This window comes from Parapedobacter brassicae (genome assembly GCF_051400755.1).
Taxonomy (GTDB): Bacteria; Bacteroidota; Bacteroidia; order Sphingobacteriales; family Sphingobacteriaceae; genus Parapedobacter.
In genome coordinates, this window is the sequence record NZ_JBLFFL010000002.1 from 573,901 (window position 1) to 594,305 (window position 20,405).

At 50.5% G+C, this 20,405-nt stretch carries 18 protein-coding genes; 11 read left to right on the forward strand and 7 right to left on the reverse strand.

The features are described 5' to 3' along the window. The first annotated feature begins 93 nt into the window (after positions 1-93). Positions 94-3,342 (forward strand): SusC/RagA family TonB-linked outer membrane protein, encoded by a 3,249-nt coding sequence (locus ACMGDE_RS07895; RefSeq protein WP_436832233.1) that lies wholly within the window; start codon positions 94-96, stop codon positions 3,340-3,342. Between the two features lie 28 nt (positions 3,343-3,370). Beyond that, a complete protein-coding gene (locus ACMGDE_RS07900; RefSeq protein ID WP_436832234.1) occupies positions 3,371-4,792 on the forward strand; it encodes a SusD/RagB family nutrient-binding outer membrane lipoprotein in 1,422 nt (473 codons plus the stop codon). Positions 4,793-4,936: 144 nt separating this feature from the next. On the opposite strand, the gene rplI is transcribed toward ACMGDE_RS07900, so the two are convergent. Genes rplI through rpsF form a run of 3 tightly spaced genes read right to left on the reverse strand, consistent with a single transcriptional unit; the run spans position 4,937 to position 6,028 of the window. Continuing rightward, the gene (gene rplI, locus ACMGDE_RS07905) at positions 4,937-5,380 is read right to left on the reverse strand and encodes a 50S ribosomal protein L9 (RefSeq protein WP_436832235.1); all 444 of its coding nucleotides are present in this window, start codon (positions 5,378-5,380) and stop codon (positions 4,937-4,939) included. Positions 5,381-5,393: 13 nt separating this feature from the next. Next, a complete protein-coding gene (gene rpsR / locus ACMGDE_RS07910; RefSeq protein WP_188506631.1) occupies positions 5,394-5,657 on the reverse strand; it encodes a 30S ribosomal protein S18 in 264 nt (87 codons plus the stop codon). Continuing rightward, the gene (gene rpsF / locus ACMGDE_RS07915) at positions 5,657-6,028 is read right to left on the reverse strand and encodes a 30S ribosomal protein S6 (RefSeq protein WP_436832236.1); all 372 of its coding nucleotides are present in this window, start codon (positions 6,026-6,028) and stop codon (positions 5,657-5,659) included. The genes rpsR and rpsF overlap by 1 nt, the downstream gene beginning before the upstream one ends. Before the next feature lie 149 nt (positions 6,029-6,177). On the opposite strand from rpsF, the gene rplU reads away from it, so the two are divergent. Further along, a complete protein-coding gene (gene rplU, locus ACMGDE_RS07920) occupies positions 6,178-6,489 on the forward strand; it encodes a 50S ribosomal protein L21 (protein WP_436832237.1) in 312 nt (103 codons plus the stop codon). A gap of 51 nt (positions 6,490-6,540) precedes the next feature. Then, complete coding sequence (gene rpmA, locus ACMGDE_RS07925) at positions 6,541-7,167, forward strand: 50S ribosomal protein L27 (protein ID WP_436832238.1); 627 nt, start codon at positions 6,541-6,543, stop codon at positions 7,165-7,167. 83 nt (positions 7,168-7,250) lie between these two features. Here the strand turns inward: rpmA and ACMGDE_RS07930 are convergent, their stop codons facing one another. Next, entirely contained in the window at positions 7,251-9,035 is a 1,785-nt protein-coding gene (locus ACMGDE_RS07930; protein WP_436832239.1) for an ABC transporter ATP-binding protein, read from the reverse strand. A gap of 158 nt (positions 9,036-9,193) precedes the next feature. On the opposite strand from ACMGDE_RS07930, the gene ACMGDE_RS07935 reads away from it, so the two are divergent. The 7 genes from ACMGDE_RS07935 to ACMGDE_RS07965 all read left to right on the forward strand — a co-directional run bounded on the left by ACMGDE_RS07935 (position 9,194) and on the right by ACMGDE_RS07965 (position 14,715). Then, complete coding sequence (locus ACMGDE_RS07935; protein ID WP_436832240.1) at positions 9,194-10,273, forward strand: Glu/Leu/Phe/Val family dehydrogenase; 1,080 nt, start codon at positions 9,194-9,196, stop codon at positions 10,271-10,273. A 49-nt stretch (positions 10,274-10,322) separates the two neighbouring features. Then, on the forward strand, positions 10,323-11,270 hold the full coding sequence (nusB, locus tag ACMGDE_RS07940) for a transcription antitermination factor NusB (protein WP_436832241.1): 948 nt from the start codon (positions 10,323-10,325) through the stop codon (positions 11,268-11,270). Positions 11,271-11,338: 68 nt separating this feature from the next. Then, positions 11,339-11,803, forward strand: coding sequence for a DUF1573 domain-containing protein (locus tag ACMGDE_RS07945; protein ID WP_436832242.1), 465 nt, complete (start codon positions 11,339-11,341; stop codon positions 11,801-11,803). A gap of 31 nt (positions 11,804-11,834) precedes the next feature. Then, complete coding sequence (gene yajC, locus ACMGDE_RS07950; RefSeq protein ID WP_436832243.1) at positions 11,835-12,155, forward strand: preprotein translocase subunit YajC; 321 nt, start codon at positions 11,835-11,837, stop codon at positions 12,153-12,155. Between the two features lie 65 nt (positions 12,156-12,220). Next, positions 12,221-13,168, forward strand: coding sequence for a CdaR family protein (locus tag ACMGDE_RS07955; RefSeq protein ID WP_436832244.1), 948 nt, complete (start codon positions 12,221-12,223; stop codon positions 13,166-13,168). A gap of 3 nt (positions 13,169-13,171) precedes the next feature. Beyond that, entirely contained in the window at positions 13,172-13,768 is a 597-nt protein-coding gene (gene coaE / locus ACMGDE_RS07960) for a dephospho-CoA kinase (RefSeq protein ID WP_436832245.1), read from the forward strand. Then, entirely contained in the window at positions 13,768-14,715 is a 948-nt protein-coding gene (locus ACMGDE_RS07965) for an exonuclease (protein WP_436832246.1), read from the forward strand. Before coaE ends, ACMGDE_RS07965 begins: the two co-directional genes overlap by 1 nt. Before the next feature lie 70 nt (positions 14,716-14,785). Here ACMGDE_RS07965 and ACMGDE_RS07970 read toward each other — a convergent pair whose 3' ends face one another. The 3 genes from ACMGDE_RS07970 to ACMGDE_RS07980 all read right to left on the reverse strand — a co-directional run bounded on the left by ACMGDE_RS07970 (position 14,786) and on the right by ACMGDE_RS07980 (position 20,387). Continuing rightward, complete coding sequence (locus tag ACMGDE_RS07970; RefSeq protein ID WP_436832247.1) at positions 14,786-16,246, reverse strand: SusD/RagB family nutrient-binding outer membrane lipoprotein; 1,461 nt, start codon at positions 16,244-16,246, stop codon at positions 14,786-14,788. Between the two features lie 33 nt (positions 16,247-16,279). Next, positions 16,280-19,528, reverse strand: a complete 3,249-nt coding sequence (locus ACMGDE_RS07975; RefSeq protein ID WP_436832248.1) for a SusC/RagA family TonB-linked outer membrane protein — start codon at positions 19,526-19,528, stop codon at positions 16,280-16,282. A 124-nt stretch (positions 19,529-19,652) separates the two neighbouring features. Beyond that, complete coding sequence (locus ACMGDE_RS07980; RefSeq protein ID WP_436832249.1) at positions 19,653-20,387, reverse strand: MIP/aquaporin family protein; 735 nt, start codon at positions 20,385-20,387, stop codon at positions 19,653-19,655. Positions 20,388-20,405: the final 18 nt, after the last annotated feature.

Sequence of the window (20,405 nt, forward strand, 5' to 3'; positions counted from 1 at the left end):
GTCGTGGTTTGATCAGTCTAATCCAAGTCGATTACATTCGAACATATAACTAACTCAACTTTTTATTATTTTTTTTAACCAAATTTAAAACACATGAAACAAAAACTACTATGTTTCCTGACGTTGGGGATACTGCTGATCGGATCGGCATATGCACAAGACAGGACGATCAGTGGGAAGGTGACATCTGCTGAAGACGGGAGTCCGATTACGGGCGTATCCGTTTCGGCGGTGGGGACTACCGCTGGCACACAAACCAACGAACAGGGTGAATACGTGCTGACCGTTCCTAGTAGCGCCGCCGCGCTTCAATTTATGTATCTGGGCTACACCACGCAAACCGTCGACATCGGGAGCAGTAATGTGATCAATGCGGTGCTGGAATCCGATGAACAAGCCTTGGATGAAGTGGTGGTAACAGCATTGGGTATTCAGCGGAAGCGGAACGAACTGCCGTATGCTGCCCAGACCATCCGGAGCGAGGAAGTGACGCGTACGCGCGACCCCAACTTTACCAATGCCCTTTCTGGAAAGATTGCTGGATTGGACATTAAGCAACCCAATACGATGGGAGGGTCTACAAACGTCATCATCCGGGGTTATAAATCTATCACCGGCAATAACCAGGCCTTATTCGTAGTGGACGGTACACCGATTAGTAATGTGACCACCAACACAACAGATCAAACGACCGGTCGGGGCGGATTTGATTACGGTAATGCCGCAGCAGACATCAATCCTGACGACATCGCGTCAATTAACGTCTTGAAAGGACCTGCGGCGACTGCCTTGTACGGATCCCGCGCAGCCAATGGCGTGATCATGATCACGACAAAAAAAGGTACAAAGGGTACACTGGACATCACGCTGAACAGTGGGGTCACCTTTGGGCATATCGATAAGAGCACATTTGCCAAATACCAGAAGGAATACGGTGCTGGTTACGTAAATGAGTATACCAAACGCTATTTGGGTGATGATGCAGCGTATGGGTCGCCCGACGGGAATTTCTGGTACGAGGATGTCTTTGGCCAGGGTGAGAGCTTGGTAACACCCTTTACGGAAGACGCCAGCTATGGTGCGGCTTTCGACCCCAACCTGCTCGTGTATCAATGGAATGCTTTTGATACCACCTCATCCGTATACGGACAGCCTACGCCATGGGTGGCAGGAGCGAATGACCCCTCTACATTTTACAAGGGTTCGGTCAACTCCACACACAGTTTGAGCATCACCGGAGGTTCGGAGAAAACGGTGTTCAAGGCTGGTTATACCCGGGTAGACGAAACGGGCGTATTGCCCAATAGCAAGATCACCCGGAATCAGTTTGGCTTCTCTGGTGGTCATGAGATCTCCGATAAACTGAAGGTCAGCGCCGATGCTAACTTCACGAAAATCAATGGTTTGGGTCGGTATGGTACTGGATATGACGGGGCTAACCCGAACCAACAGTTTCGTCAATGGTGGCAGACCAACGTAGACATCAAGGAACAGAAAGCAGCCTTCGAGCGGCAGCAACTGAACCAGACCTGGAACTGGGCCGATATGGACATCGCCGGACCGATCTATTCGAACAACCCTTATTGGAATCGATATAAGAGCTTCAACAATGATTCAAGGGATCGCTATTTTGGCAATGCTACGCTTACCTACTCACCGCTGGATTGGCTGGAAGTTGTGGGCCGCGTAACATTCGATGGCTCCAACGAATTCCAAGAGGAGCGTATCGCCATCGGCGGCGCGGACGTGCCCGCATATTCCCGGTTCGATCGTACATACAGCGAAACCAATGTGGATTTGCTGTTAAATTTTACTCATGATATCACTTCGGATATCAGCTTCCGGGGATTGTTGGGTACTAATATGCGCCGGAACTACCTGTCGTCTATCGATGCGACCACTAATGGTGGTTTGATTGTCGAAGACCTGTTTTCGCTGTCAAATTCCATAAATCCGATCAATGCTCCCATCGAACGCTTTGAACGGGTAGGGGTGGATGGCGTATTCGCAAGCGTTACGTTTGGATATAAGGAATTGTTCTTGTTGGATGGGACCCTCCGGAGAGATCAATCAACTACCTTACCGGCGGGCAATAATATCTACTGGTATCCATCGGTTGCAGGAACCTTTATCTTCTCTAATCTTATGCCGGAGTCGACTTGGCTGTCCTACGGTAAGCTCCGGTTAAACTACGCGCAGGTGGGCGCCGATGCGCCAGCGCTGGCCTTGGCGGATACCTATGTGATGAACCCCTTGTTTGACGGCAGGTTGCTGGGCTCCGTTGCGCTTAGTAGAGCCAATAGTGATATCCGCCCGGAACAGACCAAGAGTGTGGAAGCAGGGTTGGATATGAGTTTTTGGAATGCACGTACGGGTTTTGAGTTGACCTTTTATCGGTCGACCACTTTTGATCAGATCATGCCCATCGATGTGTCTAATACGACAGGTTACGGCAGACGCTGGATAAATGCTGGCGATATCCAAAACCAAGGGATGGAGGTTGCAGCGTTTGTGGTGCCGGTGCGCAGGCCAGACTTCTCCTGGACATTGAACCTCAATTTGGCACGTAACCAAAATAAGGTGGTTGATTTGTATGAGGACAGTGAGAATCTGCAACTGGCTACTTTCCAAGGCGGGATCACGCTCAATGCGACAAAAGGGGAACCTTTCGGAACCCTGCGTGGCGTGGATTATGTGTTCGACAATGGACAGAAGGTGGTCGGTGAAGACGGATATTACCTAACTTCTCCTGCCAACCAGGTAATTGGCGATATCAACCCCGATTGGACCGGCGGGGTCCAGAATCTCTTTAAGTATAAGGATTTTGGTCTGAGCTTCTCGGTTGACGGGAAAATCGGCGGCGATGTATTCTCGCTCGACCAATATTATGGCATGGCCACAGGCCTATATCCTGAAACCGCTGGCCTGAATGATTTGGGCAATCCCAAGCGGGTGCCTATCGAAGATGGTGGTGGAGTGATCCTGCCAGGTGTGAAAGAGGATGGTACCCCGAATGATATCCGCGTTGAGGCCTATGACAACGGTACGACACCCTATGGTTACTCCAACAATCCGCAGGCTGGATTTGTATACGATGCCAGCTTTATCAAGCTACGTGAAGTATCGCTGACCTATTCGCTTCCTGCGGTATGGATGGCGGCCTCTAGGGCATTCAAGGGAATCGATGTATCGCTGATCGGTCGTAACCTGTGGATCATTCACAAGAATGTACCTTACTCGGATCCGGAGGAAGGGTTGAGTGCGGGTAATTTTCAGGGCGTACAGAGTGGAGCGTACCCAGCTGTTAGAAGTTTGGGCTTCAATGTGCGTTTCAGATTTTAATTGAGGGGCAATCAAATAGAGAATAGACATGAAAAAACTACTAGTATATATATTACCCGTGATGCTGTTAGCATCATGCGTAGAGGGGTTAGACGATTATAATATCGATCGGAAAAACCCAAGTGATGTTCCAGCCGGATCGCTTTTTGCCAATGCCACGAAGACTCTGGTCGACAATCAGACGTCTCCTAGCGTGAACTTAAACGTGTTCAGGTTCTTCGTACAGCAATGGACGACGACGACCTACACAGACGAACCCCAGTATGACATTATTACCCGAAACATCCCATTGAATTATTGGGGGCCATTTTACCGGGAGGTGTTAATCGATCTGAAAGAAGCCCGGGAGCTTGTGGAGGCAGACCAAAATTTGGATGGGGACGTTAAGAATAATTCGATTGCGGTTACCGAGATCCTGTCCGTTTATGCTTGGTCGGTATTGGTAAACACATGGGGTGACGTGCCATACAGCGAAGCGTTGACAGATATACCCCAACCTAAATACGATGATGCGGCGACGATCTATGCTGACTTGCTGGTGCGTTTGGACAATGCCATCAGCCTGATTACCCCCAGTGCGGGCAACTTCGGCCAATATGACCTCTTATACAGCGACGATTCAGAAGCTTGGTTGAAATTTGCGCACAGCCTGAAACTACGGTTGGGTATCACGCTCGCCGATGTGGATGAAGCGACCGCACGTGCAGCCATTGAGTCATCTGCGTCCGAGGCCTTTACGAGCAACGATGACAATGCTGCCTTCGCCTATCAAACATCAACACCGAATAATAATCCGGTGTCCGGAAATTTAAACCCGGCATTTACGGCGCGTCAGGATTTTATCGCGGGTAAAACGATGGTTGATGCAATGGTTAACCTTGACGATCCTCGTTTACCATTCTACTTCACGACGGTGAATGGACAATATCGAGGCGGCACACAGGGCACCTCAAATAATTATGCGGCCAATTCGCACGCCAGTGACAAAGTTATCGCTCCGGATTTCGAGGGACTGCTGATTGACTATTCTGAAGTGGAGTTTATCCTTGCAGAAGCCGCTGCACGTTGGGGCATTCTGGGCAGCCCGGCGGAGCATTATAACAATGCGATTACGGCTTCTATTCTGTATTGGGGGGGCACCCAGGGCGATGCCTCCGCTTACCTGCTGAGTCCCGCAGTGAATTACCTGACTGCGGCGGGCAATTACAAGCAAAAAATAGGTACGCAGAAATGGTTGGCTTTCTACAACCGTGGCTACGATGCCTGGATCGAGTGGAAACGATTGGATTATCCAGCGCTTCAGCCAGCTGTAGGTGCGGTTTCAGCCATACCGGTACGGTTTCCTTACGTGACCAACGAGTATACCTTGAACCAAACCAACGTGGAGGCAGCTGCCAGTGCGATTGGCGGGGACGATGTGGAAACCAAAATATTCTGGGACGTGAATTAAAGGGCTGGGACCTTAACTTTCACGATGAAATGGAAAGGTGGCGTTCATGAAGGGGCGCCACCTTTTTTAATGGGCATCACTTTACAAACAAAAAATCCCCGGTGCGTTGCCGCCCGGGGATTGATTCTTTATGCTTTGCGCTACTTACTCCGCTACCACTTCAAAAGGTACTTGTACCTTTACTTCCTTGTGCAGGTTGAGGTTGGCTAAGTATTCGCCCACCACCTTGGGGTCCTGCTCAAAGGTGATGCGGCGGCGATCTACATCAAACCCTGCTTTTTTCAGCGCGTCAGCCAATTGGATGCTGTTGACCGATCCGAAGATTTTTCCGGATTCGCCAGCTTTGGCACCGATGGTCAATTTAACGCCTTCGAGCTTCGCTGCCAATTCGGTAGCATCCTTCTTGATTTTATCTTGCTTGAACTGTGCCTGGCGGATATTCTCGGCCAACACTTTCTTAGCTGATTCGGTCGCCAGCGTGGCAAACCCTTGAGGGATCAGGTAGTTGCGTCCGTAGCCGGGTTTCACGGTTACGATATCGTCCTTCTCACCCAGTTTTTTGATGTCTTGCTTCAAAATTACTTCCATGTCGTTTCCCTCCTTATTTTAATGAATCAGCAACATAAGGCAATAAACCGATGTGGCGAGCACGTTTCACGGCTTGTGCCACTTTGCGTTGGAACTTCAATGAGGTGCCCGTAAGCCGACGAGGCAATACCTTGCCCTGGTCGTTGACGAACTTCAAGAGGAAGTTGGCGTCTTTGTAATCGATGTACTTGATGCCATTCTTCTTGAAACGGCAGTACTTTTTACGATTGTCCTCCACCTTGGGAGCGGTTACGTATTGGATTTGCTCGTTTGCCATTAGTTTGCTACCTCCTCTGTTTTCGGCGCGGTGACCTTTTTGTTGAAAGCACCACTGCGTTTCTTTTCATTGTAGGCAATGGCGTATTTGTCTAATTTGATCGTCAGGAAACGCATTACTCGCTCATCACGTTTGTATTCAATTTCCAGTTTACTGATCAATTCACCCGGAGCCTTGAATTCGATGAGGTGATAAAATCCGGTTGTCTTTTTGGCAATCGGATAAGCAAGTTTTTTCAAACCCCAATTGTCCTCATGGACAATTTCGGCTCCGCCTTCGGTAAGGATGGTTCTAAATTTGGCAATCGCCTCCTTTGAAATCTCCTCAGAAAGCAACGGGGTAAGAACGATAACGGTTTCGTACTGTTGCATACTTTCGTTTAATAATAAATAAAGTTAATTAATCACTCCGTCTTGAAACGGGTTGCAAATTTATGCATAAAGTTTTTGATATCAAAATAAAACCATTACCTTTGCGCTTCGAATTTTAAGGACAAAATTTATTTATTAATTCATTAACAATGTACGCAATAGTAAATATAGCCGGACAGCAATTCAAAGTTGCAAAAGACCAACAGCTCTTTGTACACCGTTTACAAGGGGATGAGGGCGCTAGTATTGAATTTGACAATGTGTTGTTAGCTGAAGATGGTGGCCAATTCACCATCGGTGCCCCTACGGTACAGGGAGCTAAGGTTTCGGCTAAGATCTTGTCACATTTAAAGGGCGATAAGGTCATCGTTTTCAAGAAAAAACGCCGCAAGGGGTATAAAAAGAAAAACGGGCACCGTCAGCAATTCACCAAGATTGAGATTACGGGTATCTCGTTGTAAGATTAGATGGTTTAACTGGGCTTTTTTGCCTTAACTAATACGAATTAAGACATGGCACATAAAAAGGGTGCGGGTAGTTCAAAAAACGGCCGCGAGTCACATAGCAAACGTTTGGGAGTAAAAATATTCGGTGGCCAGCAAGCCATCGCCGGCAATATCATCGTGCGTCAACGGGGCACGAAACATCATCCGGATGTAAACGTAGGTATCGGTAAAGATCATACCTTGTTTGCACTGATCGATGGTAAGGTGGTATTTCGCAAAAAAGCAAATAACCGGTCTTTTGTTTCGGTTATTCCGGTTGAACAGGAAGTAGCGGTAGCCGAGCAACCCAAAGCGGTAGCCGAGAAACCCAAAGCAGCGGCTAAGGTTGAAGCTGCAGCCGAAGTCAAGGCGGAGACTCCTAAGAAAGCAAAAGCTGCCAAGGGGGATGACCTGACGATCATCGAAGGTATCGGCCCTAAAATCGCCGAGGTGCTGGGCGCAGCAGGGGTAAAGGGTTTTGCTGACCTGGCCGCCAAATCAGCTGAGGATATTAAAGCGCTGCTGGTAGAAGGAGGGATAAACACGGGTGTCACCGACACTTGGCCGGAACAGGCTAAGCTTGCTGCCGAAGGGAAGTTTGATGAACTGAAAGCATGGCAAGATAAGCTTGACGGCGGTAAGGAAGTAGAATAAATCTTACGTCATCAAGATAACATAAGAGCCATCAGCCGATTAGCGGTTGATGGCTTTTTTATTGGATAAGTTTAGCAGGGCAGCTATGCTTCCTCCTCTTCGAGCAATTGCTTTTCATGCAATTCAAAATAGCTGCCTTGCTGGGCCAGCAGCTCCTCGTGTGTGCCTTCTTCGATGATACGGCCGTCATCCAATACCAGGATATGGTCGGCATTCTTAATGGTGGATATCCGATGGGCGATAAAAATGGTGCTCTTGCCACGCATGGCGTTGCTGAGGTTGCGGAGAATGGCTTCTTCTGTCCGGGTATCTACCGCTGAAAGGCAATCATCGAAAATCAAGATCTGCGGATTTTTGATCAGTGCCCGGGCAATGGATACCCGTTGTTTCTGGCCACCGGAAAGGGTGATCCCGCGTTCGCCGATGGTGGTTTCAAATCCATGTTCAAACGCGGTGATGTTGTCGTACACCGCAGCTCGCTTAGCCGCTTCTTCGACCTGGTCCATGCGGGTTTCATCTAATCCGAACGCGATATTGTTGGCAATGGTGTCGGAAAAAAGGAATACGTCCTGGGGGACAAAGCCGACCTGCGTGCGGAAGGATTGCAACGGCAATTGCCTGATGTCTTTGCCATCGATGTTGACCGAACCGGTATGAACATCATACATGCGCATCAGAAGGTTGGCCAAGGTCGATTTGCCTGAGCCGGTTTTGCCGACGATGGCGAGCACCTCTCCCGGCATCACTTCGAACGATACGTTTTTGACGGCTTGGATCCCGGTATCGGGATAGGTGAAGCTCACATTTTCAAAGCGGATATGGCCGTTGGCCTCCCACGGCCCCTGAACGGTCGATTGGATCTCGGGCTGGGTGCGCAGAAATTCATTGATGCGTTTTTGGGAGGCCGCTGCCCGCTGGATGAGGGAGGTGACCCACGCCAGGGCCATGGCGGGGAAGGTCAGCTGGTTTACGTAAATGATAAATTCAGCAATGTTGCCCGAAGTGATGGTGCCCTTGGCCACTTCTAAACCACCTACATAAACGGTGATGACGGTGCTTAGTCCGATCAATAAAAGGATCAGTGGAAAAAAGACCGCCTCCGTTTTGACCAATGCCAGCGAGGCTTGGCGGTAGTGGTTGCTCTCGTCGGTGAAGCGGTCTTGCTTATCTGCTTCCCGATTGAATGTTTTGATCACGCGTATCCCGGAGAAGGTTTCCTGCACGAAGGATGAAAGCGTGGAAAGCTGCTCTTGGATGTGTTCGCTGCGACGGTTGATGATCCGATTGACGAATAGCAGGACCACCGATAATACCGGAATAGGCAGCAACGCATAGAAGGCCAATGTGGGATTTACATTGATCATGGCGGCGATGACCATGATGGAGAGCACCACCGTATTGATGGAATACATGACGGCCGGTCCGAGATATGAGCGCACGCGATTGACATCTTCGGTCACGCGGTTCATCAAATCGCCGGTATTATTCCGGCGATAGAAGGCCATGCTCAGCTGTTGGTAGTGATTGTAGATCTCATTTTTGAGGTCATATTCGATATGCCTGGAGGTGAGAATGATCGTTTGGCGCATCAAGAAGAGGAAGATGCCGCGGATAAGGGAGAGCACGAGGACCAGTATGCCGAATAACAACAGGCTGTAGCCGAATACCTCGTAGACCAATTGCTGCCGCTCGAATCCTTCGAACAGCCGGTACATGCTGATGTTTTCCTTGACGAGATCAAAGGCGATGCGGATGACCTGGGCCGGCAATACGCCGAAATAGTTGGAAACGATGACAAAAATAACGCCGGGGATCATTCGCCAGCGGTATTTGTAGAAATATTTATTGAGGTGTGCGAGGTGTTTCATGTTGTCATCAGCGTTGCACACAAAAATAGGAAATGTTTATTACTTTATTTTCGCTGGCAAGGGGCTTCCACAAATTGCAATTATAAAATTGCATTATAACGGCAATTTGTCTAAGTTTGCCCCATATTGCAGATTATCCATTAGCATTATCGTTTTGTATGTCCGTATCTACCAAAGACAATTCATCCTTTAAGTTGATGGCGCAGTTTGGCCATCAAAAGCTTGTTTTCTGTAATGACGGGACGGTCGGGCTGCATGCAGTCATCGCCATCCATGATACGACACTCGGCCCTGCAATAGGGGGGGTGAGGATGCTGCCTTACCAAAGCACCGATGAGGCCATAGATGACGTATTGCGGCTTTCAAGGGGAATGACGTACAAGGCCGCCGTGGCGGGTGTGAACCTGGGTGGCGGCAATGCCGCAATCATCGGTGACCACCGCACGCAGAAGACCGAAGTGCTGCTGCGTAGGTTCGGCCAGTTCGTTGAAGAGTTGAGCGGCACCTTTATTGCCTCTTTGGATATCGGCACCACGCCGAAAGACATGGAATACCTTCGGATGGAGACTCACCATGTGGTGGGGTTACCCAAATCACTCGGGGGTAGCGGGGATTCGTCACCGTTTACCGCAAAAGGGGTGTATTTTGGCATCAAGGCATCGCTGAAAGAGCTCTATGGCAACGATAGCCTGGCCGGCCGTACGGTAGCCGTGCAAGGCGCCGGTAATGTGGGCGAACAGTTGGTTGCCCTGTTGCGTGAAGAGAATGCCAAAGTATACGTGAGTGACATCGATGAGGAACGCATGGCGGAGGTGGCAAATCGGTACAAAGCCGTGGCGGTTTCCAACAACAATGTCTACGAACTGGATGTCGATGTCTATTCGCCCTGTGCGCTGGGCGGAACGGTCAATAAAGAGACCATCTCCAAGATGAGGTGCCGCATCATCGCGGGCTCTGCGAATAACCAGCTGCGCCATGAGGAAGAAGACGGGCAGCTGCTGATGGATAAAAAGATCTTATATGCGCCAGACTACCTGATCAATGCCGGCGGATTGATCAGCGCTTATTCGGAAATCGCCGGATACAGCGCATCGCGCACGTCAGCATTGACGGAGAATATTTATGAGGCGACCCGTTCGGTATTGCGTAAATCAATAGCCGAAAACGTGGCCTCTTACAAGGCGGCTAACCAGATCGCCGAAACCAGGATTGCAGATATGCGTAAAATTAAGCAGTAAGCACATACGATATATTGGCAGGTTCATCCAAATCGTTCTTTACATCATTATGTTGAATAGAAGACACCTACGGGTCAAAGTATTACAGACGCTATACGCGTACCAATTGTCGGAAGACAAACAGGTCGACAAGTTCGAAAAAGCGCTGCTGAAAAGCGTCGACCAAGTGTACGAAATGTACATTTGGGCATTGAACCTGTTGGATGAAGTGTCTGACTATGTACGGATTGATGCAGATGAACGTGCCAATAAGTTTTTGCCATCGGCAGCGGACCTATTGCCAAACATGAAGTTGTACGACAACACCTTTGTGAAGTTGCTGCGGCACAACGAGGCCTATAAAGCCGGCGTAAAGCACTATAAGGTCTCTTGGCATTATGACCCGGAAATCGTCCGGTTAGTGTTCTCTCAATTGAAAGACACCGAGGCGTATGCCACCTACTTGAGCGATGATGATCGGTCGATCATGGCAGAAAAGGACATCGTAAAATTCATTTTCAAAAAGATCATCCTGAAGTCGCCCGCCATTGAGCAGCTGTTTGAAGAACGATTCATCAACTGGGCGGTAGATAAGGAGGTGCTGCAAGCGATGATCGCTAAGACCTTCAAGAACTTTGCTAGTGAAGACCCTGGCCAGAATCAGTTGGCGGAGCTGACACCCAATTGGCAGGAAGATCGGTTATTCGTGACGGAGCTATTGGTCAGTACGATCCGTTATGCGGATGAATATCAACAGCTGATCAGTGCCAAAACCAAAAACTGGGAGTCGGATCGGATTGCACTATTGGATAACCTGCTGATGCGCATGGCGATTTGCGAGCTGCTCAATTTTCCGACGATACCGGTAAAGGTAACGATCAATGAATACATCGAAATATCAAAGGTGTTCAGTACTGCGAAGAGTAATACGTTTATCAATGGGATACTGGATAAGATCTTGGGTGATCTGCAAGCGGCCGGCCGGATACGCAAACAGGGACGGGGGCTGGTGCAATAAGAAACAAGTATGCCGCTCACTTGTTTGATAAGAAATAAATGATTAGTCAACTTTTAAAAATAAGAGCCATGAAATGGATAGCATTATGTTTTATTGGGCTGATGTTCATTACGTCCTGCAATTCTGCGAAAAACCAGGAACAGGAAGCTGAAGCCATACCGCTGGATCAGCAGGGCAAGCAACCGGTAGGGCAAACGATCATTCCGGGGCAGGATTCTGCCGGGGCGGTATTGGAGATCGCGAATGATGCACACGACTTTGGGGTGATTAAAGAAGGAACGAAAATTGAACATGAGTTTACATTTACCAATACGGGCAGCTCGCCGCTGATTATTTCTAATGTGCAGGCATCATGTGGGTGCACCACACCCGAATATTCCAAAAACCCGATCGCTCCTGGCGAGGAAGGCATGGTCAAAGTGGTGTTTAACAGCACAGGGCAGGTGGGCAAACAGCACAAGGTGGTGACGGTCACCTCCAATGCGGCAACCGCGAATACGCTTTTGCACCTGAGGGGAGAGGTGACGAAGTAAACAACTTAATACATCAAACAACTTAACAAGAATGAATACATCAACAATTTTATTGCAAGTAGGTGGAGCAGGAGGGATCATGGGATTCCTACCCATGATTCTGATCATTGTGGTCTTTTATTTTTTCATGATCAGGCCTCAGATGAAGAAGGCCAAAGATCATAAGAAATACATCGAGGAGCTCAAGGTAAACGATCGGGTGGTCACCACCGCAGGTATCCACGGACGTATCGTCGAAATATCCGATACGACATTTCTCATCGATGTCGGAGGGGGCGTAAAAATGCGTTTTGATCGGACGGCAATCGCTTTGGATGCCTCTAAGGCGCAGAACACTGCACCTAAAGCATAGCCCTTGAGGGGCACGCGCGGGCCGCGATTGCATATAAATACAACTTTTGCTAAGTTTGTTTTGATATGCCGGTACTGAATTTAAACAAAACACAGCGGCGCAAACTTAGCATTTTTGCCAAATGCGTGATCTTTTCCTTTTTGGCTTGGGTACTGTTTGCCGTATCCAGCAGTTATGTTTATACGATTAAATCCGGCGTGCAATATGTCAATGCGCCGGATAACCGGGCATTTCATCCGTTGCAGTCCGACACCGTCAACATCCAGCTGAAAACGACGGGTTGGCAGCTGCTGTTTTCGACCCTGCGGTCTGCCAAACAAGTGGTACAGGTCGATCTCAGCGGTCTGCAAGATCGTAACTGGGTCGTCTTTACCAATCAATTGGGCTTTATAAACCGGCAGTTTCCCACTAATCAGCGGGTTCTTTCCGTTTCACCGGATACGTTATACTTTGATTTTTCAAAACAAACGGAGCGCAAAGTACCCGTAAAGGTATTGCACCGCCTCGAGTTTCTGAAGCAATATGATGTCATTGATCAATTGCACATCTCACCCGAATATGTGACCATTACCGGTCCCCTCGAGGATGTCGTGCAGATCGAACAATGGGAAACGGACACCATCCGGTTTTCGAATGTCAGCGGCGATATCCACACGATAACACCCTTAAAACAAAATAGGCAGGCCAACATCAATGTATACCCGACATCGGTAGAAGTCGGTATCCCGGTGGGTGAAGTGACCGAAAAGGTCCTTGAAGTACCGCTAAAAGCCGAGAATGCCGGATCGTTCAGCTCGGTTAAACTGCTTCCCGGTAAGGTGCGGCTTACGGTGATGGTATCGCTCCGCGATTTTAGCAAAGTGACGGGCAATGCGTTTGAAGCGGTGGTCAACATGGATGATTGGGTAGACAACGATGTCAAGAGCCTGCCCGTGATCATCACCCAAATGCCGGGATATTGCAAGCTGGTCAAGATAGAGCCCCAAAATGTCGATTTTTTTGTCAGGAAATAAGTTATGCGACCGTTGAAAGTTGGTATCACAGGAGGTATCGGAAGTGGTAAGTCCGTCGTTTGCCAAATACTCAAAGTGTTGGGTATTCCGGTGTTTGATGCGGATCAGGAAGCCAGGCGCCTGATGATAGCGGATACGTCGCTGGTGCAGGCCGTCCAGGCAGCCTTTGGTGAGGAGGCCTATCAGCAGGATGGTTCGCTGGACCGCGCCTACTTGGCCGCCCGGGTATTCAACGATTCGGACCAGTTGAAACGGCTGAATGCGCTGGTGCATCCCGTGGTGATCCAAGCAGGGGAGGAGTGGGCAGACAAACAGGATGCGCCGTATACCGTCAAAGAAGCGGCATTGCTTTTTGAGAGCGGCTCGTATAAACTGAATGCCTATACCATTTTGGTGACAGCCCCCGAGGCGATACGGGTCAAACGCGTGATGCAACGCGATGGGGTGACCGCCGACCAGGTGAAGGCCCGCATGGAGCGGCAATGGTCCGACGATCAAAAGAAGCACTTGGCGGATTTCATTATTGTCAACGATGATGCACAAGCATTGATCCCCCAGGTGTTAGAACTCGATCGTTTTTTTCGCACACAACCATCATAATGGGGGCTATCGTATCGGATTTTTTGGTCAAGCGCCCCGAGGGATACTACTGCCGGTATGGCGACTTTTTCATCGACCCGCTCCTGCCCGTGGGCCGGGCGCTGGTGACACATGCACATGGCGACCATGCCCGCCCGGGTCACCGGGAAGTCTATTGTACATCACCGACGGCGGCATTTATGCGATACCGATATGGTCAGAAGGCTGCAGCGAGCTTTGTGGAGTTCCCATATCGCGAGCCGTTCGTTGTTGGCGGCATGATGATCCAGTTTATCCCGGCAGGGCATATCTTAGGGTCGGCACAGATCATCATGGAATTTAGGGGAGCCCGGTACCTGTTTACCGGCGATTATAAACGGCAGGCAGATGACACCTGCGAACCCATGGAAACGGTGCAGGCCGATGTGCTGATCACCGAAAGCACCTTTGCAGACCCGGAAGTGGCACATCCAGATCCCCTCGCTGAGATCAGGAAACTCAATGATAAACCGCATCACATTTTACTGGGCGCCTATTCATTAGGCAAGGCCCAGCGGCTTACGTCGCTGATCAATAACCACTGCGTAGATCGGCGGGTATTGGTGCATCACAGCATATTGCCCATCCATCGGCTGTATCAATCGATGGGGATCACGCACTTGCGGTACGAGCCGTACAACCGCCAGGAAATGAAGACCAATACTGCACACCATGTCTACCTCGTGCCGCCGATGACGTTCAATAGCTATTATCGGGCGACCAACGTTATCCGCGTATTCGCGTCAGGCTGGAAACACTTGCAGCGTCATAACGATATGGATCTGTACATCTCGGACCATGTTGATTGGGCGGATATACTGGAATATGTGGCTGAGGTGAATCCTTCGGAAATCTGGACCATCCACGGGGATGGACGGCATTTGGCCCGGTATTACGATGGCCATGTACGGGTGAAGGCTATCGGGTGATGTACATGTAAACGGGCAATCTTTCAGCGAAAGACTGCCCGCTTTAGGTGGACCACCGTTGGGCTATTGTCTATTTTTCCCACCAGACTTTCGTCATCACATCATCCCCGCCGATCCGTTCGGCAGCAATCTGATAATTTTCTGGATTGAAACGCCGTACGTCATTGTGATACATGAAGCGCGTCGGCATCACGCCGTCGTGCAGCATATACTCCGTCTTCGGCAATACAGGGAATCCCGTTCTCCGGTATTCGAACCATTGCTGGTAGTCGTTGAAAAACAAACCGAGGTACTTCTGCGTCATGATCTGCTCCAGTGTCCCATCGAATGCCGCCGCCTCGTTGTCAAAGTAATCCGCCGGCATCTGTCCGCCGTTCCACTGGGTGATTGCCGCCGTTACGGCTTTTTCATAGGCCGCTTTGGACGCTTCCAGGTCGCTGAAATGCAGCGCTACTTCGGCCTTGATGAATTCCACTTCTGCATAGCTCATGATCACCTCTTTGATCGGGGTGCCGATGGCGTCGTAGATCATCAGGTTGCCATTGGGGGTACTGGGATTGTAATTAAACTGGGAAGCATCTCCGGAGTGTGCACTGGGGATACCCTTATAGCCGATCTGTTGGGGTTGGCCGTTCACCATTTCGCTGGCTTGGGTCATGAACAGCGGGCGGCGCGGATCGTTCAGCTCATTGAGCAGGTCGACGAAGAAAGACGACATGGTTTCGAAATTGACATAATCCTGCCGGCGTCCCCATGCATAATTGTAGGGAGGATTACCCGTGATGGTCACCAAGGCGGCGTCCGCATTGCTTTCGAAAATCGGATAGGTCTCCGGGTTATTGATCATGTTTTGGATGCGGTTGTAACTGTCAAACTCCGTTCGCTTAGATAAGCGAAGCAACAAGCGCATCAACAGGGAATTGTTGAATTTCCGCCATTTTGCTTTGTCATTGTTATACAGCAGATCTGCACCGTCCATGATGCCCTCACCGGCGTATATCGTATTCGCTTCCTCCAGGCTGGCGATGAGCGCCGTGTAGATCTCTTCCTGGGTATCAAACTTGGGTTGGTTGACACCGTCTGCCGCCTTCAGTGCTTCGCTGAACGGGACATCCCCGAAGCTGTCGGTGAGGATACCCATAATATAAGCCTGTAGGGTATAGGCAACCGCCTGATACATGGGCTGATTATACGTAATGGCAGCTTCTTGCATTTCTGGGATATTCCGCAGCCAGGTGTAGCAGGTGTTCCAGGTGCCGTTTCCTGCCGTTTCGGAGAGGTCATAGCGGTGCAGGCCCAATGCCACGCTGGGATTGGGCAAGCCCACCTGCATGAGTTGCCAGGTAAAATCATAGCTGCGCACCGTGAAATAGGTGCCCATGCCGTAGATGGTAGGGGTGAGCAAGCTGCCGGGTGTTACTTTATCGATGCGGTTTGGATCGATATTCAGCTCTTCAAAATTTTTGGTACATGAAGGGGCAAATGCCCACAGGGTTACGGCCCCCAGTACGCTATATAGTTTCTTTTTCATTCGTATTCGAATTTTCAGTTGTTCAAACGATCATTAAAGGGTGAGCCGCAGGTTGAATCCCCAGGTCCTCGGCGTGGGCATCTGTCCCATCTCGACGCCCGGCATGATGTTCGCGCCGTTGAGCGCGGCAGTTTCGGGATCGAATAGCGGGAATTCGGAGATCATGGCCAGGTCCCGTCCATACAATGCGACGCTTGCTCCCGGCAATCCTATCTTGGCGGTGAAGCTTCGGGGCAGCGTATATTCCAGCCGTACTTCCCGCAGTTTCAAATACGAAGCATCGAAACTGTTGGTTTCCACATTGGCTCTCCGGTAGTAGTCGGCATACCAGGTTTGGATAGCCACTTCCTTGGTGTTGGGGGAGTAACTGCCATCCGTATTTTGTACCACGCCGTCACCCACGACGGTCATGGTTTCACGGCCATGCAAAGTATGCGCCAGCTTACCCTGCTCGGTCATCTTGTGGTGCGTCTGCGAGTAGACAATGCCGCCGTATTGCCCGTCAACCAATACGCTCATCCGCCAGTTTTTGTACTGGAACTCGTTTTGGAAGCCGCCCCGCCAGTCGGCATACGCATTGCCTATTTTCTGGATATCACTCGGGCGCACGGCCAGTCCGCTGGCCGGGTCAAAGACCACCTGTCCCTGTTCGTTGCGTACCAGACCATACCCATAGAGGTCGCCGGTGGTCCCGCCTTTGCGGGCGACGATGGATACGGCTCCAGCACCGCTCTGTGCAATGACCTGCTCCTCGTTTTCAATGCCTTCGCTCAGCTCCAGGATCTTGTTATCATTTTTAGCCCAGGTTGCCGTGGCTGTCCACGTAAAGTTTTTGGAAGCCACCGGCTTGCCGCTGAGCAACAGTTCAATACCCTTGTTCCTGATCTTTCCGCCATTGATAAACGCATAGCTATACCCGGTAGTGATGTCTACGGGGACACGCAGTACCTGATTGATCGTAATGTTATGATATAAGTTTACGTCGGCATTGATGCGATTGTTGAACAGCGAAAAATCAACACCGCCTTCCCATGAGGTGGAAATTTCGGGTTTCAGCGTTGCGTTATGCAGTGTGGTCGGCGCGTTGGCCGATCCGGGGAAAGCAGATGGCTCGTAGTATTTCTGGAGCCGGTAGGGTTCGGTGTCATTACCCACCATCGCCCAGGAGAGACGTGCTTTGGCGAAGGAGAACGCGCTTGGCAGCTGGAAGATGTCGCTCAGGATATAACTCGAACTCACCGATGGATAAAAATAAGACCAGCTGTCGCTGGGAAGGGTAGACGACCAGTCATTGCGCGAAGTAACGTCCAGGAAAATTTTATCCTGCCATGACAAGTTGACCAGTCCGTAAACACTCTGTACTTGTTTGCCATATAAATCATTGTTCGCCACGGCCACATCCAATGCACTGGTCAATTTATAGACACCCGCTAAGTTCAGTCCGCGGGCAACGGCGTTATTTTCCTTCCCCTCATAACTTCTGATATTCCCGCCAAGGGACGCCGTGATGTTGAATTGCTCGCTGAGTTCGTCTTTATACGTCAGCAAGGCATCGGTGTTGGATTCGAGGAAAGACACATCCTGCTGCTTGTAGTATCCCCGTGGGAAATTAGCCGTGTCAAAGGGGCGGCGGCTTTCCCGTCGGTCTTGACGCAGGTTCAGCCCAGAACGCACCATCAGTTCCCATTTGGGATTGAAGGTATAGATCCCCTGCAGGTTGCCATCGATATTGGTGCTATTCAAACTGTTGGTCATCTCGTACAGGATGATGAACGGATTTTCGATGTAAGAACTATACGGATGGATTTGCGTGATCTGATCCTGTCCCTGCCGCCAACGCGGTTCGTATACGGCTAGATCCACATTGGGGTTCTGGAAGATCATGAAGTAGGAGATGGATTGGTTGTTATACCCCGTGCCCGGCAGGTTATCGCTGCCTTTATTGGTATAGGCAAATTTAGCGTTCACCTTCAACTTATCGGATAGTTGGGCGCTGGTATTCAGCGAAGCCACGAGCCGCTCGTATCCGGTATTGCGCAAGATCCAATCGTTTTTGGTGTGGGTAAACGAAGCCCTTGCGGAGAATCGGTCCGTAGCACCGTCAAAGGCCACGCTGTTGGTCAAGGTCATGCCGGTCTGGTAGAGACCTTTGATGTTATTTTCATAAGGCCGCCAAGGCAGCCGTTCGGTCGATTGTCCCTCGATGGCTGGGTCGTACTGATAGTACAGTTGTCCGTCGAATTTTGGACCGAAAGCGCTGGAGGTTGATCCGGTGTTCGGACCGTCATCGGACAGTTGGTATGAATAATACAAATCGCCCGCTGCATTCCGGTTATTGTTGCCCTGCCCGTATTCGTATTGGATGTCGGGCCAGCGGAGAATGTCATTGACAGCGGTGTTGGAGTTGATGGTGATGCCGATACCGCCATCACGCTTGGTTCCTTTTTTGGTGGTGATGATCAAGGCGCCATTGCCCGCCCGGCTTCCATACAGCGCGGTAGCCGCAGCCCCCTTCAGCACGGTGATCGATGCGATGTCGTCGGGATTAATATCTCCCAAACCATTGCCGAAGTCAATGGGAATATCTTTGTCTCCGACGGTGGTACCGGCTCCATAGGCGTCATTGACGCCCGAGCTGGCCCTGCCGCTACTGTTGATCATCGGGATCCCGTCCACCACGATCAACGCTTCATTGCCTGCAGCATCAAGCGAACGGTCGCCACGAAGGTTTATCCGCGTGGTGTTTAACGGTCCGGAGCCCGGCTGTATCAGATTCAGTCCAGCTACCTTTCCTTTCAGGCCGTCTGACCAGCTGCTGGGCATGGCTTCCGTCAGGTCATCGCCTTTGATGGTGCTCACAGCGTAGCCAAGACCCTTGGCTTCCCGCTCGATGCCGAGGGCTGTGACGACCACTTCATCGATGGCGGTGTTGGCCGATTGCAGGGTGACCACCAAATTGCTTTGTGCGTTCGTCACCGTGATGGTCCGCGCATCATACCCGATCAGGGAAAATGTCAGTTGGCTATTCGGTGCAACGGTGACGCGGAAGCCCCCGGCTGCATCGGTGGCGGCGAGGCTACGGCCACCCACAATAACGGAAACACCGCTAAGGGGTTGATTGTCTTCGGTAGCCTGTACCGTGCCGCTGACGGCCACCTGCGGCTGTGCCAGCGCGCGGTGAGTGCTTGCGGTTGTGATGCCCAGCATTAGCATCACCTGGAAAATAAAAAGGCATGTCATCGAATGCCCAGGTCGTGAAAAAAAGTGGTGTAGATTCTTCATTTCATAGAGGGTTGTTTACTTGTGATGGATATGTTATTTCGAGAGGCAATAATGAGGTTATGTTGTTTAGTTAATGTTAATAATCGGTTACGATAGTTTTAATTTTCTGGTCATTCGACACGGATTATTTACCGATCCAAAGAAACAGCAGGGCGGCCAGTGCGCCCCCCAGCAGCGGTCCGACCACCGGCACCCATGCATAGGAGCCGTTGAATCCGGCTTTGTCCCTGATGGGCAGCAACGCGTGTACGATACGCGGTCCCAGATCACGGGCGGGATTGATGGCATAGCCGGTAGTGCCGCCCAATGCCAGACCGATCACCCATACGAGGAAGGCGACAGGGACAGCGCCCAAGGAACCCAAGCCGATGGGGATTGCCTGTTCATCGCTCAGCTCCGCATCGGTGAAGTAAAAGATCGTAAATAATAGCACAAAGGAGCCGACGACTTCGCTGATCAGATTCACCGGCAAATTGCGGATCGCGGGAGCCGTGCAGAACACGGCCTGCTTGGCTCCCGGGCTTTCGGTGGCCTTGAAATGGTCGTAATAGACCAGCCAAACGACGAACGCGCCGGCCATCGCGCCGATAAATTGACCAAGGACATACCACAGCGCGTCTGCGATGCCGATATTTCCAGCAATCAGCATGGCCAGTGTCACCGCGGGATTAAGGTGTGCGCCACTGTAGGGACCTGCGATGACCACGCCCACAAAAACGGCCAATGCCCACGCCGTAGTAATGACGATCCAGCCACTGTTGTGTCCCTTTGTTCCGTTGAGTACCACATTGGCTACCACGCCTCCTCCCAATAGGATGAGGAATGCCGTGCCGATGATTTCTGCAATAAATGGTGTCATAATTTGGTAATTGGTAAT

What these genes read in the sequence shown, in the direction of transcription:
- ACMGDE_RS07895 (WP_436832233.1), top strand. Translation starts at nt 94, where the DNA reads ATGAAACAAAAACTACTATGTTTCCTGACGTTGGGGATACTGCTGATC.
- ACMGDE_RS07900 (WP_436832234.1), top strand. Translation starts at nt 3,371, where the DNA reads ATGAAAAAACTACTAGTATATATATTACCCGTGATGCTGTTAGCATCA.
- rplI (WP_436832235.1), bottom strand. Translation starts at nt 5,380, where the DNA reads ATGGAAGTAATTTTGAAGCAAGACATCAAAAAACTGGGTGAGAAGGAC.
- rpsR (WP_188506631.1), bottom strand. Translation starts at nt 5,657, where the DNA reads ATGGCAAACGAGCAAATCCAATACGTAACCGCTCCCAAGGTGGAGGAC.
- rpsF (WP_436832236.1), bottom strand. Translation starts at nt 6,028, where the DNA reads ATGCAACAGTACGAAACCGTTATCGTTCTTACCCCGTTGCTTTCTGAG.
- rplU (WP_436832237.1), top strand. Translation starts at nt 6,178, where the DNA reads ATGTACGCAATAGTAAATATAGCCGGACAGCAATTCAAAGTTGCAAAA.
- rpmA (WP_436832238.1), top strand. Translation starts at nt 6,541, where the DNA reads ATGGCACATAAAAAGGGTGCGGGTAGTTCAAAAAACGGCCGCGAGTCA.
- ACMGDE_RS07930 (WP_436832239.1), bottom strand. Translation starts at nt 9,035, where the DNA reads ATGAAACACCTCGCACACCTCAATAAATATTTCTACAAATACCGCTGG.
- ACMGDE_RS07935 (WP_436832240.1), top strand. Translation starts at nt 9,194, where the DNA reads ATGTCCGTATCTACCAAAGACAATTCATCCTTTAAGTTGATGGCGCAG.
- nusB (WP_436832241.1), top strand. Translation starts at nt 10,323, where the DNA reads ATGTTGAATAGAAGACACCTACGGGTCAAAGTATTACAGACGCTATAC.
- ACMGDE_RS07945 (WP_436832242.1), top strand. Translation starts at nt 11,339, where the DNA reads ATGAAATGGATAGCATTATGTTTTATTGGGCTGATGTTCATTACGTCC.
- yajC (WP_436832243.1), top strand. Translation starts at nt 11,835, where the DNA reads ATGAATACATCAACAATTTTATTGCAAGTAGGTGGAGCAGGAGGGATC.
- ACMGDE_RS07955 (WP_436832244.1), top strand. Translation starts at nt 12,221, where the DNA reads ATGCCGGTACTGAATTTAAACAAAACACAGCGGCGCAAACTTAGCATT.
- coaE (WP_436832245.1), top strand. Translation starts at nt 13,172, where the DNA reads ATGCGACCGTTGAAAGTTGGTATCACAGGAGGTATCGGAAGTGGTAAG.
- ACMGDE_RS07965 (WP_436832246.1), top strand. Translation starts at nt 13,768, where the DNA reads ATGGGGGCTATCGTATCGGATTTTTTGGTCAAGCGCCCCGAGGGATAC.
- ACMGDE_RS07970 (WP_436832247.1), bottom strand. Translation starts at nt 16,246, where the DNA reads ATGAAAAAGAAACTATATAGCGTACTGGGGGCCGTAACCCTGTGGGCA.
- ACMGDE_RS07975 (WP_436832248.1), bottom strand. Translation starts at nt 19,528, where the DNA reads ATGAAGAATCTACACCACTTTTTTTCACGACCTGGGCATTCGATGACA.
- ACMGDE_RS07980 (WP_436832249.1), bottom strand. Translation starts at nt 20,387, where the DNA reads ATGACACCATTTATTGCAGAAATCATCGGCACGGCATTCCTCATCCTA.